Below are 14,988 nucleotides of genomic sequence, written 5' to 3'. Positions count from 1 at the left end.
ACGAACGCCGGCCCACCCGTGCTGACCAACCCCCGCGCCGAGCGGGTCAAGGCAGTACGCGCGTTGGGCCGGCGTTCGTCGCGTGAACGGGCCGGCCGCTTCGTCGCCGAGGGCCCGCAGGCCGTCCGTGAGGTCCTCGCGTTCCGACCCGAGACGGTGGCCGACCTGTACGTCGACCCGCAGGTGAGCGAGCGCCGTGCCGACATCCTCACGCTGGCCGAGGAGCACGACGTACGCGTGCACGAGTGCTCGCCGGAGGTCATCGCCGCGATGGTCGACACCGGTCAGCCGCAGGGCCTGGTCGCGGTCTGCCGCCCCGTCGACGTGCCGTTGAAGGACGCCCTGGGCGCCTCCCCGCAGCTGGTCGTCGTTCTCACCAACGTGCGCGACCCGGGCAACGCGGGCACCGTGATCCGTGCGGCCGACGTCGCCGGCGCCGACGCGGTGCTGGTGAGTGATGCGAGTGTCGACGTCTACAACCCCAAGGTCGTCCGCTCGACGGTCGGGTCGCTGTGGCACCTTCCGATCGTGCGAGGCGTGTCGGTGCTCGAGCTCTTCGACGCGTGCCGGGGGAGCGGGCTGCGCCTGCTGGCCGCCGATGGTGTGGGCACCCAGCTGCTGCCGGACACCGACGTCCGTACGCCGCACGCCTGGGTGATGGGCAACGAGGCCTGGGGTCTGGAGCCCGCGGTGCGCGACGCGTGCGACGAGGTCGTGCGCGTACCGATCTACGGCCACGCCGAGTCGCTCAACCTGGCGATGGCGGCGACCCTGTGCCTCTACACCTCGGCGCAGGTCATGCGTCGAGACGCGTGACCTCGACCCACGCCTCGTAGCTCGCCTGGCCGGCGGGGAACGCCGCAGCCGCCGCGTCCGGTACGACACGCGCGCCGCTGGTGAGGTCGTTGATGCCGGCCCAGCCGTCGCGCATCCACACCACACCCACCGCTGCACGCTCGGTGACGTGCGCCACGGCCTCCATCGACCCACGGTCGTTGTGCAGCCGTACCCGGTCTCCGTCCGCGACACCGCGCGGAGCGGCGTCCGACTCGCTGATCCACAGGCTGGGGTGCGCCTCGCGACGCGAGAGCGTCGGGAGAGCCTGGCCGTGGTCGTAGAACGCGTGGAAGTGCCCGATGGTCCGTCCCTGGACGAAGCGCAGCGGGTGCGGGTCGTCCGCGGGCGCGTCGTAGGGCGGCAGGTCGTCGACACCGAGCTCGGCCGCTCGCGCCGACCGCAGCTCGACCTTGCCCGAAGGCGTGTCGAACGTCAGGTCCGGGTGCGCGACCGGTGACGTGCGCAGCGCGACCTTGCCACCGTCGGCCCGGAGCTGATCGACGGTCACGTGGCCGGTGGCGGGATGGTCCAGCACGTGATCGAGCGCCTCGTCGGGTGAGCTCCACGGCAGGTAGTCCTCGACGCCGAGCCGGTTCGCGATGCCGTCGAGCACCTCACGCACGGGCCGGGTGTCGCCGCGTCGTCCGATCACCTGGTCCATGAGGTACAGGTGCGTGCCGGTCGCCTTGAACCCGGTCTCCTCCAGCCACGACGTGCCGGGCAGGACGACGTCGGCGTACGAGCGGATGGTCTCGTTCTCGAACATGTCGAACGCGACGACCATCGGCATCCGCTCCAGCGCCGCCGCGATGCGGGTGGAGTCGGCGAACGAGCTGAGCACGTTGGTGCCGAGGAGCAGCAGCACGTCGACGTCTCCGCGCTCGAGCGAGGCATGGATGCTGCTCATCTCGCTGATCATCCGGTCCGGCGGTGCCTGGGTCCCGTCGGTCAGCTGCCCCAGACCCATCCCGTGGACCCGTCCGGCATGGCGCGGGCCGAGACCTGCGCCCGGGCGGCCGAGCTGGTCCGTGATGGCGGGAAGGCAGGAGATGGCACGTGCGGCGTGCCAGCCGTTGCCGGACTTGTGCATGGAGCTGCCGCCGATGAGGACCGACGCGGCGCCCGCGCCGGCATACGTGCGCGCGATCTCGATCACGGTCTCAGCGCTCAGGCCGGTGCGCTCCGCGGCCCAGGCGAGGGAGCAGGGCTCGACGTGAGCAGCGAGCTCGTCGAAGCCGAGGGTGTGTGCACGGACGAACTCCTCGTCGTACAGGCCCTCGGTGATGATCACGTGGAGCATCGCCAGCGCGAGCGCCGTGTCGGTGCCCGGACGGATCAGCAGCTGGTCGTCGGCCTGGGCGAAGGCTTCGGTGCGTCGTACGTCGATCGCGACCACCCGGGCTCCGCGACGTCGGGCCGCCACGAGCGCCGGCGCCGTCAACGGCTGGCTGGCGATGTTGGCGCCCCACAGCACGATGACGTCGGAGTGGTCGCGGACGTCCTCGATCGTGTGCGTCTCGGTGATGCCCGTGAGCCACAGACCGAACCCGCCGAGACCCCAGCACACGATCGACGGGTCCCAGTGGTGCAGCCCGAGCATGTTGGCGAAGCGCAGGGAGTACTGGCCGCCCAGACCGTTGGAGCTGTTGCCGTGCCCACGGCTCACGACGGTGCGGCCCGGGCCTGCGGTGCGGATCGCCGACGCCACGCGATCGAGCGCGTCGTCCCAGGTCGTGTCGTACCACGCGTCAGGCGTACGCCGGTCGCGGACGCGTGGACGCAGCACGCGCGCGGGGTTGTCCGGGACCTCGATGGTCGAGCGGCCCCGGATGCACAGGAAGCCCTGGCTGTCAGGGTTCGACCGGTCGCCGCGGATCGCGAGCACGCGGTCGTCCTCGACGTCGACCTCCATCCCGCAGTACGTCGGGTGGCAGTTCATCGGGCACATCGTGCGGTGTGTGGTGACCACGTCAGCAGCCTACGTTCGTCGTCGGTGCTGGGGTGAGCGCTGGACCCTGTGGGTGGGCACCTCGCACCCATAGCACACCTCGTTATCCTGCACCGCATGCAGCACGACCCAGAGTGGGGCGGGAGCGACGACACGGCGCATCCCCTCCCTGGGCGTGCGCCGGTGGAGTCGGTCTCGTGGCCACGGGTCATCGATCACCTGCCCGACGGCCTCGCGGTCGCCGACGGCGAGGGACGTCTGATCGCCGCCAGCCGACGATCCGAGGACCTCACCGGTCTGCCACTGCGTTCGATGGTCGGTGAACCCGTGCGGTCCGCCCTGCCGTTGAGCAGCCCAGCAGGCGGCTCGTGGTGGGACCAGCAGGACCCGTGGCACGGACTGCACACGCGTACGGGCACGCCTGAGCAGTCGCTGCCCCTGCCCAACGGCCGGATGGTGCTCGCCGCGGCTCGGTTCAACCGTCGCCCCGACCGATCCGTCGAGACGGTCGTCGTGACCATGCGCAGCACCCGTGCTCGTGAGCGCGCCGAGCGCGACAGCTCGGCGTTGATCAGCACGGTCGCTCACGAGCTGCGCTCGCCGTTGACCTCGGTCCGCGGTTTCTCGCGCACCCTGCGGCAGCGCTGGAGCCAGCTCGCCGACGAGCAGAAGCAGTGGATGCTGCACGCCATCGAGACCGACACGCAGCGTCTGTCCCGTCTGGTCGGCGAGCTGCTCGACATCAGCCGCATCGACTCGGGTCGACTTCAGCTGCGCATCCAGCCCATCGACCTGTCCTCGCTGGTCGACCAGCAGATCGGACGGCTCGTCTCGGCCGGGCACGACCCGGCCCGCTTCGAGGTCGTCCGCGCGCCCGAGCCCCCCGAGCTGTGGGGCGACGAGGACCGCATCGTGCAGGTCGTCAGCAACCTGCTCGAGAACTCCGTCCGCCATGGTGCGGGCGCGGTCACGGTGAGCATCGCCCAGGACTCCGAGCACGTCATCCTGCTCGTCGCCGATGAGGGGCCCGGCATCCCGCCGGAGAACCGCGACGCGGTGTTCACCCGGTTCTGGCAGGGCAGCACCCACGGGGGGAGCGGACTGGGTCTGCACGTCGTACGCGGCCTCGTGCAGGCCCACGGTGGCCATGTCGAGGTGCTCGACGTGCCCGGTGGCGCGACCTTCCGAGTCCTGCTGCCCGCGGGCCTGCCGCAGGCACTGCGGTCGTCGCCGGATGGCTGACAACGGCATGTCGCGGCGTCGATAGACTCATCGCCGCTGCGTCCGTGGGGAGTCCCGGGCGCGCTCGCCCTCACCCGACGCCCGAAGTGAGACTCATGTCTGGCCCCAACACGCAGTACGACCCGGTCGAGGTCAGTGCTCTCGACCCCGACAACGTCGACCGCGCCGTGCAGGACGCTCTCGACGCGATTGGCGGGGCCGCGACGCTGGACGAGCTCAAGGCCGTCCGCACCGCCCACCAGGGCGACCGCAGCCCGCTGGCTCTGGCCAACCGTGAGATCGGTGCCCTGCCTCCGACCGCCAAGGCCGAGGCCGGCAAGCGGGTCGGGCAGGCCCGCGGTCGAGTCGGTGCCGCGATGAAGGCTCGTCAGGCCGAGCTCGAGGCCGAGCGCGATGAGCGCATCCTCGTCGACGAGGCCGTCGACGTCACGATGGTGCCGGCGCGCCGCCCGCTCGGACGCCGCCACCCGGTCGAGCTGATGGCTCAGCGCATGGCCGACGTGATGGTCGGTATGGGCTGGGAGATCGCCGAGGGGCCCGAGATCGAGGCCGAGTGGTTCAACTTCGACGCGCTCAACTTCGACGCCGACCACCCGGCACGCCAGATGCAGGACACGTTCTACGTCGAACCACCGGCCGACCGGCTCGTGTTGCGCACGCACACCTCGCCGGTGCAGGCGCGGGCGCTGCTCGAGCGCGGCGCGCCGCTCTACGTCGCCGTACCCGGCAAGGTGTTCCGCACTGACGAGCTCGACGCGACGCACTCGCCGGTCTTCCACCAGCTCGAGGGGCTCGCGGTCGACGAAGGGCTCACGATGGCCCACCTGCGCGGCACGCTCGACCGGCTGGCGGCCGAGCTGTTCGGCGAGGGCATCACGACGCGGCTGCGTCCCAACTTCTTCCCGTTCACCGAGCCCAGCGCCGAGATGGACCTGCGCTGCTTCGTCTGCCGGGGCGAGGACCCCGACTGCCGCACGTGCGGTGGCACCGGATGGATCGAGTGGGGTGGCTGCGGCATGGTCAACCGCAACGTGCTGCTGGCCTGCGGGGTCGACCCCGACCGCTACACCGGCTTCGCGTTCGGCATGGGGGTCGAGCGGGCGCTGATGTTCCGCTCGGGTGTGGCTGACATGCGAGAGATGTTCGAGGGTGACGTGCGCTTCAACGCACAGTTCGGGCTGGAGGTCTGATGCTGGTTCCGATCGAGTGGCTGCGCGACTACGTCGCCATCCCGGCTGACGCCACGGGCGCCGACGTCGCGGCGAGTCTGGTCAAGGTCGGCCTCGAGGAGGAAGGCCTGGTCGGTGGCGAGATCACCGGTCCGCTGGTGGTCGGCCGGGTCCTCACCCAGGAGCCCGAGCAGCAGAAGAACGGCAAGACCATCAACTGGTGCACCGTCGATGTCGGTGACGCCAACGGCACCGGCGAGCCCCAGGGCATCGTGTGCGGAGCCCACAACTTCGGCGTCGGCGATCTGGTCGTCGTCGTCCTTCCCGGGGCCGAGCTGCCGGGAGGGTTCGCCATCTCGGCGCGCAAGACCTACGGGCACGTGAGCGCCGGCATGATCTGCGCCGCTGATGAGCTCGGACTGCCTGACGACGGGTCCGACGGCATCATCCGCCTCGCCGAGCGGCTCGGGCGCGAGGACCTGACGCCCGGCGAGGACGCCATCCCTCTGCTGGGTCTCGACCGCGAGACGGTCGAGGTCAATGTCACCCCCGACCGTGGCTACTGCTTCAGCATGCGCGGCATCGCACGCGAGTACGGCCACGCGACGGGTGTGAGGTTCACCGACCCGGCGCTCGCCCTGGCCGACGCTGCACCGGCCGACGGTGGCGGCCACGAGGTCCGACTCGAGGACGACTCGCCCCTGCGCGGGACTGCAGGGTGCGACCGCTACGTCGCTCGCATCGTCCGCGGCGTCGATCCCGCGGCCACGACACCCGCGTGGCTCGCGACCCGGATCAGCGAGGCGGGCATGCGGCCGGTCTCGCTCGCTGTCGACGTCACCAACTACGTGATGCTGGCTCTGGGCCAGCCGCTGCACGCGTTCGACCTGTCCACGATCACCGGTCCGGTCGTCGTACGCCGCGCCCGCCCGGGCGAGCGCCTCACGACGCTCGACGACGTCGACCGCGAGCTCTACCCCGAGGACCTGCTCATCACCGACTCCGGTGAGCGTGTCCTCGGGCTCGCTGGTGTGATGGGAGGCGAGACGTCCGAGGTGTCCGCGACCACCACCGATGTGCTCATCGAGGCGGCTCACTTCGACCCGATCTCGATCGCCCGAACGGCTCGCAGGCACCGTCTCTCGACCGAGGCGTCCAAGCGGTTCGAGCGTGGTGTCGACCCGGCAGTCGCAGCGGCCGCAGCCCAGCTGGCCGTCGATCTGCTGGTCGAGCACGGTGGCGGGACGGTCGACTCCGGCGTCACCGACGTCGACCGGACGACGGCGCCCGGGCCCATCACGATGGCCATCGACCTGCCGACGCGCCTGGTCGGAGTCGACTACACCGCAGACGATGTCGTCGCGGTGCTGCGCGAGATCGGTTGTGCGGTCGAGCAGTCGGGCGCGGCGCTGACCGTCACGCCGCCGACCTGGCGGCCCGACCTGCGTGGCGGACCCGACCTGGTCGAGGAGGTCGCGCGGCTCAAGGGGTATGACCAGATCCCGTCCGTCGTGCCCGCGCCGCCCGGCGGTCGTGGCCTCACGCACAGCCAGAGCGTGCGTCGGATGATCGCCAATCTCCTTGCGGCGCAGGGACTTTCGGAGGTCCTCACCTACCCGTTCGTCGGCGAGGGCATCTTCGACCAGCTCGGCTACCCGGCCGACGACCCGCGTCGCGAGACCGTGCGCCTGGTCAACCCCTTGTCCGACGAGCAGCCGCTGATGCGCACGTCGGTGCTGTCGACGCTGCTCGACACGGTGCGGCGCAACGTCGCTCGTGGCGCCAAGGACGTCGCTGTCTTCGAGCTCGGCCTGGTGGTCGACGGACCGCAGGGCTGCGCGCCCACACATGACGTGGGCCAGTACCCCGGCCGCGATGGCGTGCAGGCTGTTCGTGATGCGGTGCCCGAGCAGCCGCGCCGGCTCGGGCTCGCGCTCACGGGTGAGATCGACCGAGCTGGTTGGTGGGGCGCAGGGCGTGCTGCCGACTGGTCCGACGTCGTGGCGCTGGCCCATGCGATCGGTGATGCGCTCGCCGTTCCGCTGACGGCAGTCGCCGATGACGAGCCACCGTTCCACCCGGGTCGTGCAGCGCGCCTGGTGCTCGCTGACGGTCGGTCCGCGGGAGTCGTCGGTGAGCTGCACCCGAAGGTCGTGCAGGCGCTCGGCCTGCCGCCGCGTACGGTCGCGGGCGAGCTCGACGTCGAGCTCCTGTCCGCGGCGAGCGAGCAGCTGGTGCAGGCGCGTCCGATCGCGACGTTCCCCGTGGCTCACAGCGATGTGGCCCTCGTCGTCGACCGCACCGTGCGGGCGGGTGATGTCGAGGCCGCCCTTCGATCGGGAGCCGGTGAGCTGCTCGAGACCGTGACGTTGTTCGACGTCTTCGAGAGCGATCAGCTCGGTGAGGGCAAGAAGTCCCTCGCGTACCGACTGGTGTTCCGGTCGCCCGAGCGCACGCTGCGTACCGAAGAGGTCAACGACCTGCGCGATGCGGCAGTCGCGGCGGCAGGCGACGCCACGGGCGCGGCACAGCGCACCTGAGGAAACATCCATGCATGAGCATTCATAGGAATGTATGATCATGCGCATGGTGAAGGTAGGCGTCGCGGGCGCCAGCGGATACGCAGGTGGAGAGATCCTGCGTCTGCTGCTGGCGCACCCTCAGGTCGAGATCGGCACGCTCACGGCAGGCAGCAATGCGGGTACCCGACTCGGTGAGATCGCTCCCCACCTGCACGCCCTCGCGGACCGCGAGCTGGCCGAGACCACCGCGGCGGCGTTCGAGGGCCACGACGTGGTCTTCCTGGCCCTGCCGCACGGGGCCTCGGACGCGCTCGCTCGCGACCTGTCCGAGTCGGTCCTCGTCATCGACTGCGGCGCTGACCACCGGCTCACCGACGGCGAGGCCTGGACCGCGTTCTACGGCACACCCCACGCGGGGTCGTGGCCGTACGGCATGCCTGAGCTGCTGTCCCACGGGGGAGCCAAGCAGCGCACGCAGCTGGTCGAGGCCCGCCGGGTCGCCGTGCCCGGCTGCTACCCGACGGCGGTGAGCCTCGGGCTCGCGCCCGCGCTCGAAGCGGGCCTGGTCGAGGTGGACGACGTCGTCGTCGTGGCGGCCAGCGGCACCTCCGGCGCGGGCAAGTCGCTCAAGCCGCACCTGCTCGGCGCCGAGGTCATGGGGTCGATGAGTCCGTACGGCGTCGGTGGCGGTCATCGGCACACGCCGGAGATCGAGCAGAACCTCTCACTCGCAGCGGGCGAGCCGGTGTCGGTGTCGTTCACGCCCACCCTCGCGCCGATGCCACGCGGGATCCTCGCCACGTGCACCGCTCGCGTCCGGAGCGGGGCCGACGTCGCTCAGGTGCGCACCGCGTACGAGAAGGCCTATGGCACAGAGCAGTTCGTCACCCTCCTGCCCGAGGGGCAGTGGCCGGCGACCAGCTCGGTCATCGGGTCCAACCACGTGCAGCTGCAGGTCGCGTACGACGAGCACGCCGGCCGAGTGGTCGTCGTCGCGGCCGTGGACAACCTCACCAAGGGCACCGCGGGTGCCGCAGTGCAGTCCATGAACATCGCACTCGGGCTCGACGAGAGCGCGGGCCTGACCGGGGCAGGAGTCGCACCGTGAGTGTCACTGCAGCACAAGGCTTTCGGGCAGCAGGGGTCGCCGCCGGCATCAAGCAGTCCGGGGCGCGCGATCTCGCGCTGGTGGTCAACGACGGTCCCGACCATCACGCCGCCGCGGTCTTCACGAGCAACCGGGTCGAGGCGGCACCGGTGACCTGGAGCCGTCAGGCCGCCACCGACGGGCGCATCGACGCCGTCGTCCTCAACTCCGGTGGGGCCAACGCGTGCACCGGCGCACAGGGCTTCCAGGACACCCATGCGACAGCCGAGGCCGTCGCCACTGTCCTCGACCTGTCGGCCGGCGACGTCGCGGTGTGCTCCACCGGCCTCATCGGAGAGCTGCTCCCGATGGAGGCGCTCCTCTCGGGCGTGACCAGCGCCGCTGACGCGCTCGGACCCGAGGGCGGCTCCGACGCGGCCGAGGCGATCATGACCACCGACACGGTCAGCAAGCAGTCCGTCGTACGCCGGGACGGCTGGACCGTGGGCGGCATGGCCAAGGGCGCCGGCATGCTGGCGCCCGCTCTCGCGACCATGCTCGTCGTGGTGACCACGGACGCAGTGGTCGACCCCGGTGAGCTCGACGGCGTCCTGCGTGCGGCGACGGCCGTGACCTTCGACCGCATCGACTCCGACGGCTGCCAGTCGACCAACGACACGGTCCTGCTGCTCGCATCGGGCGCGTCCGGCGTACGGGCCGACCGCGACGGGCTGACGACGGCGGTGACTCAGGTCTGCGCCGAGCTCGCCCGAGCGCTCATCGCCGACGCCGAGGGTGCCAAGCACGACATCGCGATCGAGGTGCGCACGGCCGCCGACGAGGGTGATGCGCTCGAGGTGGCTCGCTCCATCGCGCGCAACAACCTGTTCAAGTGCGCGGTGTTCGGCAACGACCCCAACTGGGGCCGGGTCCTGTCCGCCGTCGGGACGACCTCCGCGGTCTTCGAGCCGTCGCAGCTGGACGTCGCGATCAACGGCGTCGAGGTGTGCCGAGCCGGGGGAGTCGGCGAGGACCGCTCACGGGTCGACCTGACCGGTCGCGAGGTGCGGGTGACCGTCGACCTCCATGCAGGTGATGCCGCGGTGACGGTCTGGACCAACGACCTGACGCACGACTACGTGCACGAGAACTCGGCGTACAGCTCATGAGCCTGCGCACCCTCGACTCCCTCGCGGCGGCAGCAGGCAAGGCAGCCACCCTCGTCGAGGCACTGCCGTGGCTCGAGCGGTTCAAGGACGCGCTCGTCGTCGTCAAGTACGGCGGCAACGCCATGACCGACGACGCGCTCAAGGCGGCGTTCGCCGCCGACGTGGCCTTCCTGAGGTACGCCGGTCTGCGGGTCGTCGTCGTCCACGGCGGCGGCCCGCAGATCCAGGCGATGCTCGACCGTCTCGGCGTCGAGAGCGAGTTCAAGGGCGGCCTGCGGGTCACGACGCCCGAGGCGATGGACGTCGTACGCATGGTCCTCACGGGCCAGGTGTCGCGTGAGCTCGTCGGACTCATCAACCAGCACGGACCCCTCGCGGTCGGCCTGTCGGGTGAGGACGGCGCACTGTTCGGTGCCCGACGGCGCGCCGGCGAGGTCGACGGAGAGCCGGTCGATCTCGGGCTCGTCGGCGACGTCGAGACCGTCAACCCGTCCGCCGTCCGTGACCTGCTCGACGCCGGCCGCATCCCGGTCGTCTCGTCGGTGGCGCCCGACCTCGACCAGGACGGGCAGGTCCTCAACGTCAACGCCGACACCGCTGCGGCCGCGCTCGCGGTGGCGCTCGAGGCGCACAAGCTCGTCGTCCTCACCGACGTCGAGGGCATCTACGAACGCTGGCCGGACCGCGACAGCCTGCTCTCGACGCTCACGGTCGACCGGGCCGAGGCTCTGCTGCAGACGGTCGACTCCGGCATGGTCCCCAAGCTCGAGGCGTGCATCCGCGCGGTGAGCGGGGGCGTGCCGCAGGCGCACGTCATCGACGGGCGTGCCTCGCACTCCCTGCTGCTCGAGATCTTCACCGACGAGGGCATCGGCACGATGGTCCTGCCAGAGGAGGCGTCATGAGCGAGCTGCTCGACCGCTACCAGCGCAGCCTGATCGGCGTGTTCGGCACGCCGCCGCTCGTGCTCTCGCACGGTGAGGGCTGCTACGTCTGGGACACCGACGGCAACCGCTACCTCGACCTGGTCGGCGGCATTGCGGTCAACGCCCTCGGCCATGGCCACCCGGCTCTGGTCTCTGCGCTGTCCAAGCAGGCGGCCGAGGCCATCCACATCTCCAACCTGTTCACCTCGGTCCCGCAGATCGAGCTCGCCGAGCGGCTGCTGCAGATCGCCGACGCGCCACAGGGCTCGGGCGTCTTCCTCGCCAACTCGGGTGCTGAGGCGATCGAGGCGGCCGTCAAGCTGTCGCGACGCACGGGGCGCCAGGAGATCATCGCGGCCGACGGTGCGTTCCACGGTCGTACGACGGGCGCGCTCGCGCTGACCTCCAAGGCTGCCTACCGCGAGCCGTTCGAGCCGCTCATGCCCGGCGTGAGCCACGTGCCGTACGGCGACGTCGACGCCCTGCGTGCGGCTGTCACCACCGAGACGGCGGCTGTGGTGCTCGAACCCGTGCAGGGTGAGGCCGGCGTGGTCGACCCGGGGCCTGCGTACCTCACGGCTGCCCGCGAGATCACGTCCGCGACGGGCACGCTGCTGATCATCGACGAGATCCAGACCGGCATCGGTCGTACGGGCGAGTGGTTCGCGTTCCAGGCGAGCGGCATCCGGCCCGACGCGGTGACCGTTGCCAAGGGCCTCGGCGGGGGCGTACCCATCGGTGGGCTGATCACGTTCGGGCCCGAGGTCTCCGGCCTGCTCACCGCGGGTCAGCACGGCACGACGTTCGGTGGCAACCCGCTCGCGACGGCCGGTGCTCTCGCAGTGCTCGACACGATCGTGCAGGAGGGCCTGCTCGCTCATGCGACGGAGGCCGGCCACCACCTCGCCGACGCGATCGCCGCACTGGAGCACCCCGTGCTCGAGCCCGTACGCGGACGCGGCCTGCTGCGGGCGATCCCGCTGCGTCGCCCGGTCGCGTCGGCGCTGGCAGCGGCGGCTCGTGAGGCGGGCTTCATCGTCAATCCTGTTGCACCGCAAGCCATTCGGCTCGCACCGCCGTTGGTCGTCACCACCGATCAGCTCGACGACTTCGTGTCGGCGCTGCCCGATCTCCTCGACTCCGTGAAGGACCCGTCATGACCCGTCACTTCCTGCGCGACGACGACCTGAGCCCGGCCGAGCAGACCGCCGTGCTCGACCGTGCTGCCCGGCTCAAGGTCGACCGTCACGCCGAGCAGCCGCTCGCCGGCCCTCAAGGGGTCGCGATCATCTTCGACAAGCCGACGCTGCGCACCCAGCTGTCCTTCTCGGTGGGCATCGCCGAGCTCGGTGGCTTTCCGATGGTGGTCGACGGCAACCTCGCTCAGATCGGCACTCGCGAGTCGATCCCCGACACAGCGCGCGTCATCGGCCGTCAGGTCAGCGCGATCGTCTGGCGTACCTATGCTCAGTCGCGTCTCGAGGAGATGGCGCAGTACGCCGGTGTGCCGGTCGTCAACGCGCTGACCGACGACTTCCACCCGTGCCAGATCCTGGCCGACCTGCTCACGATCCGCGAGCACAAGGGCACCCTCGCCGGCTTGACGATGACCTACGTCGGTGACGCGGCCAACAACATGGCCCACTCCTACCTGCTCGGCGGAGCGACCGCCGGCATGCACGTCCGAGTCGCGGGCCCCGCATCGCATCACCCTCAGCAGCAGATCTCCGACAAGGCCCGCGAGATCGCTTCAGCCACAGGCGGATCCGTGCTCGTCACTGACGACCCCGTGGCGGCGGTCAGCGGCGCCGACGTCGTCATCACCGACACCTGGATGTCGATGGGGCAGGAGTCCGAGCAGGACACACGCAAGGGCGCCGACAGCCCGTTCGCCACGTACGCCCTCGACGAGGACCTGCTCTCGCACGCCGCCCCCGACGCGATCGCGATGCACTGCCTCCCGGCGTACCGCGGTTACGAGATCTCGGCCGGTGTGATCGACGGTCCTCAGTCGGTCGTGTGGGACGAGGCCGAGAACCGGTTGCACGCGCAGAAGGCTCTGCTGGCGTTCCTGCTGGAGGAGGCGCGGCGATGATCGCGCGCACCCGCACGGCCCGGCACCAGCGCATCATCGAGATCATCCAGACCGACGCGATCCGCTCTCAGACCGATCTGGCCGAGAGGCTCGCGCTGGACGGCGTCGAGGTCACCCAGGCGACGCTGTCGCGCGACCTGGTCGAGCTCGGTGCCACGAAGGTGCGTCAGGGTCGACAGCTGGTCTACGCCGTCCCGGGCGAAGGCGGCGACCGCACCCCACGGGCCGGCGGCAGCGACGCGGAGTCGCACGACGTACGCCTGCGCCGCATCCTCGGTGAGCTGCTGGTCAACGCCGAGTCCAACGGCGCTGCCGTCGTGCTGCGTACACCGCCCGGTGCGGCCAACTTCCTCGCCTCCGCCATCGATCACGCGGACCTCGCGCCGGTGATGGGCACCATCGCCGGTGACGACACGATCCTGCTGATGACACGTGCCGGCCACTCCGGCGCCGACCTCGCTGACCTGCTGCTCGACCTCGCCGGCACCGGCGACGCATGACCACCGACCACCCTTCCGCACGCCAGGAGACCGCAGTGACCCACGACCCGAGCACCGCACACGCCGGCACCACCGAGGGCGCGCTGTGGGGTGCCCGCTTCTCCGACGGGCCCGCCGACGCGCTTGCCGCCCTGTCGAAGTCCACCGACTTCGACTGGCGCCTGGCGCCGTACGACATCGCGGGCTCGCGTGCACACGCCCGCGTGCTGCACCGTGCGGGTCTGCTCCAGGACACCGTGCTGGAGCAGATGCTCGACGGGCTCGACCGGCTCGAGGCCGACGTCGCCTCGGGAGCGTTCGTCCCGGCCCCCAGTGACGAGGACGTGCACAGCGCCCTTGAGCGCGGTCTGATCGAGCGGGTCGGTCCCGAGGTCGGTGGCCGGCTGCGCGCGGGCCGGTCGCGCAACGACCAGGTCGCCACCCTGTTCCGGATGTACCTGCGCGACCACGCGCGGTCGTCCGCGCAGCGGGTGCTGGAGGTCGTCGAGGCGCTCACAGACCAGGCCGAGACCCACATGGGCGTCGCCATGCCTGGTCGTACCCACCTTCAGCACGCGCAGCCGGTGCTGCTCTCGCACCACCTCCTCGCGCACGCCTGGGCGCTGCTGCGTGACGTCGAGCGTTGGCAGGACTGGGACGTCCGCGCCGATGAGTCTCCTTACGGCTCAGGCGCGCTCGCGGGTTCGTCGCTCGGCCTGGACCCTGAGGCGGTGGCAGCCGACCTGGGCTTCAGCCGATCGGCACACAACTCGATCGACGGTACGGCGGCGCGTGACTTCGTGGCCGAGTTCAGCTTCGTCGCGGCCATGGCCGCTGTCGACGTCTCGCGCATCGCCGAGGAGGTCATCCTCTGGGCGACCAAGGAGTTCTCCTTCGTCACGCTGCACGACGCGTTCTCGACGGGGTCAAGCATCATGCCCCAGAAGAAGAACCCGGACGTCGCCGAGCTGGCGCGCGGCAAGGCCGGGCGGCTCGTGGGCGACCTGGCCGGCGTGATGACGACCTTGAAGGCGTTGCCCCTCGCCTACAACCGCGACCTGCAGGAGGACAAGGAGCCCGTCTTCGACGCGGTTGACACCCTCGAGCTCCTGCTGCCTGCGTTCGCGGGCATGGTCGGCACTCTCACGTTCCACCCCGAGCGACTGGAATCCCTTGCCCCCCAAGGATTCTCGCTCGCCACGGACGTCGCGGAGTGGCTGGTGCGTCAAGGTGTGGCGTTCCGTGTGGCCCACGAGGTCGCCGGCGCCTGTGTGCAGGCCTGCGAGCAGCGTGACATCGAGCTGTGGGATCTGAGCGACGACGACCTCACCGCCATCAGCGAGCACCTCACGCCCGACGTCCGCACTGTGCTGAGTGTGCCCGGGTCGCTCGCCTCACGGTCGGGCAAGGGCGGCACCGCCCCCGACCGGGTGCGCGAGCAGCTCGCCGAGGTCCGCCGTCACGCGGCTGATCTGCGGGCGTGGTCGGACGAGCGCATCGTCCGACGCTGACTG

Annotated in this window: 12 protein-coding genes; 11 read left to right on the top strand and 1 reads right to left on the bottom strand. The window is 70.8% G+C overall.

Annotated elements, in window-relative coordinates:
• The first annotated feature begins 18 nt into the window (after positions 1–18).
• Positions 19–816 (top strand): TrmH family RNA methyltransferase, encoded by a 798-nt coding sequence (locus tag VV01_RS09725; RefSeq protein ID WP_050669709.1) that lies wholly within the window; start codon positions 19–21, stop codon positions 814–816.
• Here the strand turns inward: VV01_RS09725 and VV01_RS09720 are convergent.
• Positions 797–2,806 carry a molybdopterin-containing oxidoreductase family protein gene (locus VV01_RS09720; protein WP_071606340.1) on the bottom strand — a complete coding sequence of 670 codons (2,010 nt, stop codon included), beginning with the start codon at positions 2,804–2,806 and terminating at the stop codon, positions 797–799. The two genes, VV01_RS09725 and VV01_RS09720, sit on opposite strands and share 20 nt — an antisense overlap.
• A 96-nt stretch (positions 2,807–2,902) precedes the next feature.
• Here VV01_RS09720 and VV01_RS09715 point away from each other — a divergent pair, with 96 nt between their 5' ends.
• From VV01_RS09715 to argH, 10 genes are all read left to right on the top strand, one after another.
• Positions 2,903–4,027 (top strand): sensor histidine kinase, encoded by a 1,125-nt coding sequence (locus VV01_RS09715; RefSeq protein ID WP_071606339.1) that lies wholly within the window; start codon positions 2,903–2,905, stop codon positions 4,025–4,027.
• A 95-nt stretch (positions 4,028–4,122) separates the two neighbouring features.
• On the top strand, positions 4,123–5,217 hold the full coding sequence (gene pheS / locus VV01_RS09710) for a phenylalanine--tRNA ligase subunit alpha (RefSeq protein ID WP_050669707.1): 1,095 nt from the start codon (positions 4,123–4,125) through the stop codon (positions 5,215–5,217).
• Positions 5,217–7,736, top strand: a complete 2,520-nt coding sequence (gene pheT, locus VV01_RS09705; protein WP_050669706.1) for a phenylalanine--tRNA ligase subunit beta — start codon at positions 5,217–5,219, stop codon at positions 7,734–7,736. The genes pheS and pheT overlap by 1 nt, the downstream gene beginning before the upstream one ends.
• A 46-nt stretch (positions 7,737–7,782) precedes the next feature.
• The gene (gene argC / locus VV01_RS09700) at positions 7,783–8,826 is read left to right on the top strand and encodes an N-acetyl-gamma-glutamyl-phosphate reductase (RefSeq protein WP_050671839.1); all 1,044 of its coding nucleotides are present in this window, start codon (positions 7,783–7,785) and stop codon (positions 8,824–8,826) included.
• Positions 8,823–9,974 carry a bifunctional glutamate N-acetyltransferase/amino-acid acetyltransferase ArgJ gene (argJ, locus tag VV01_RS09695; protein ID WP_050669705.1) on the top strand — a complete coding sequence of 384 codons (1,152 nt, stop codon included), beginning with the start codon at positions 8,823–8,825 and terminating at the stop codon, positions 9,972–9,974. The genes argC and argJ overlap by 4 nt, the downstream gene beginning before the upstream one ends.
• Positions 9,971–10,879 carry an acetylglutamate kinase gene (gene argB, locus VV01_RS09690; RefSeq protein ID WP_050669704.1) on the top strand — a complete coding sequence of 303 codons (909 nt, stop codon included), beginning with the start codon at positions 9,971–9,973 and terminating at the stop codon, positions 10,877–10,879. Before argJ ends, argB begins: the two co-directional genes overlap by 4 nt.
• Entirely contained in the window at positions 10,876–12,060 is a 1,185-nt protein-coding gene (locus VV01_RS09685) for an acetylornithine transaminase (RefSeq protein WP_050669703.1), read from the top strand. The genes argB and VV01_RS09685 overlap by 4 nt, the downstream gene beginning before the upstream one ends.
• Positions 12,057–12,995, top strand: a complete 939-nt coding sequence (gene argF, locus VV01_RS09680; protein ID WP_050669702.1) for an ornithine carbamoyltransferase — start codon at positions 12,057–12,059, stop codon at positions 12,993–12,995. The genes VV01_RS09685 and argF overlap by 4 nt, the downstream gene beginning before the upstream one ends.
• On the top strand, positions 12,992–13,495 hold the full coding sequence (locus VV01_RS09675) for an arginine repressor (RefSeq protein ID WP_050669701.1): 504 nt from the start codon (positions 12,992–12,994) through the stop codon (positions 13,493–13,495). The genes argF and VV01_RS09675 overlap by 4 nt, the downstream gene beginning before the upstream one ends.
• On the top strand, positions 13,492–14,985 hold the full coding sequence (gene argH, locus VV01_RS09670) for an argininosuccinate lyase (protein WP_082220916.1): 1,494 nt from the start codon (positions 13,492–13,494) through the stop codon (positions 14,983–14,985). Before VV01_RS09675 ends, argH begins: the two co-directional genes overlap by 4 nt.
• The last annotated feature ends 3 nt before the right edge of the window (positions 14,986–14,988 follow it).

Source organism: Luteipulveratus halotolerans (assembly GCF_001247745.1).
In the GTDB taxonomy this organism is placed as follows: Bacteria; Actinomycetota; Actinomycetes; order Actinomycetales; family Dermatophilaceae; genus Luteipulveratus; species Luteipulveratus halotolerans.
This window is presented reverse-complemented; position numbering and strand designations above follow the sequence as displayed.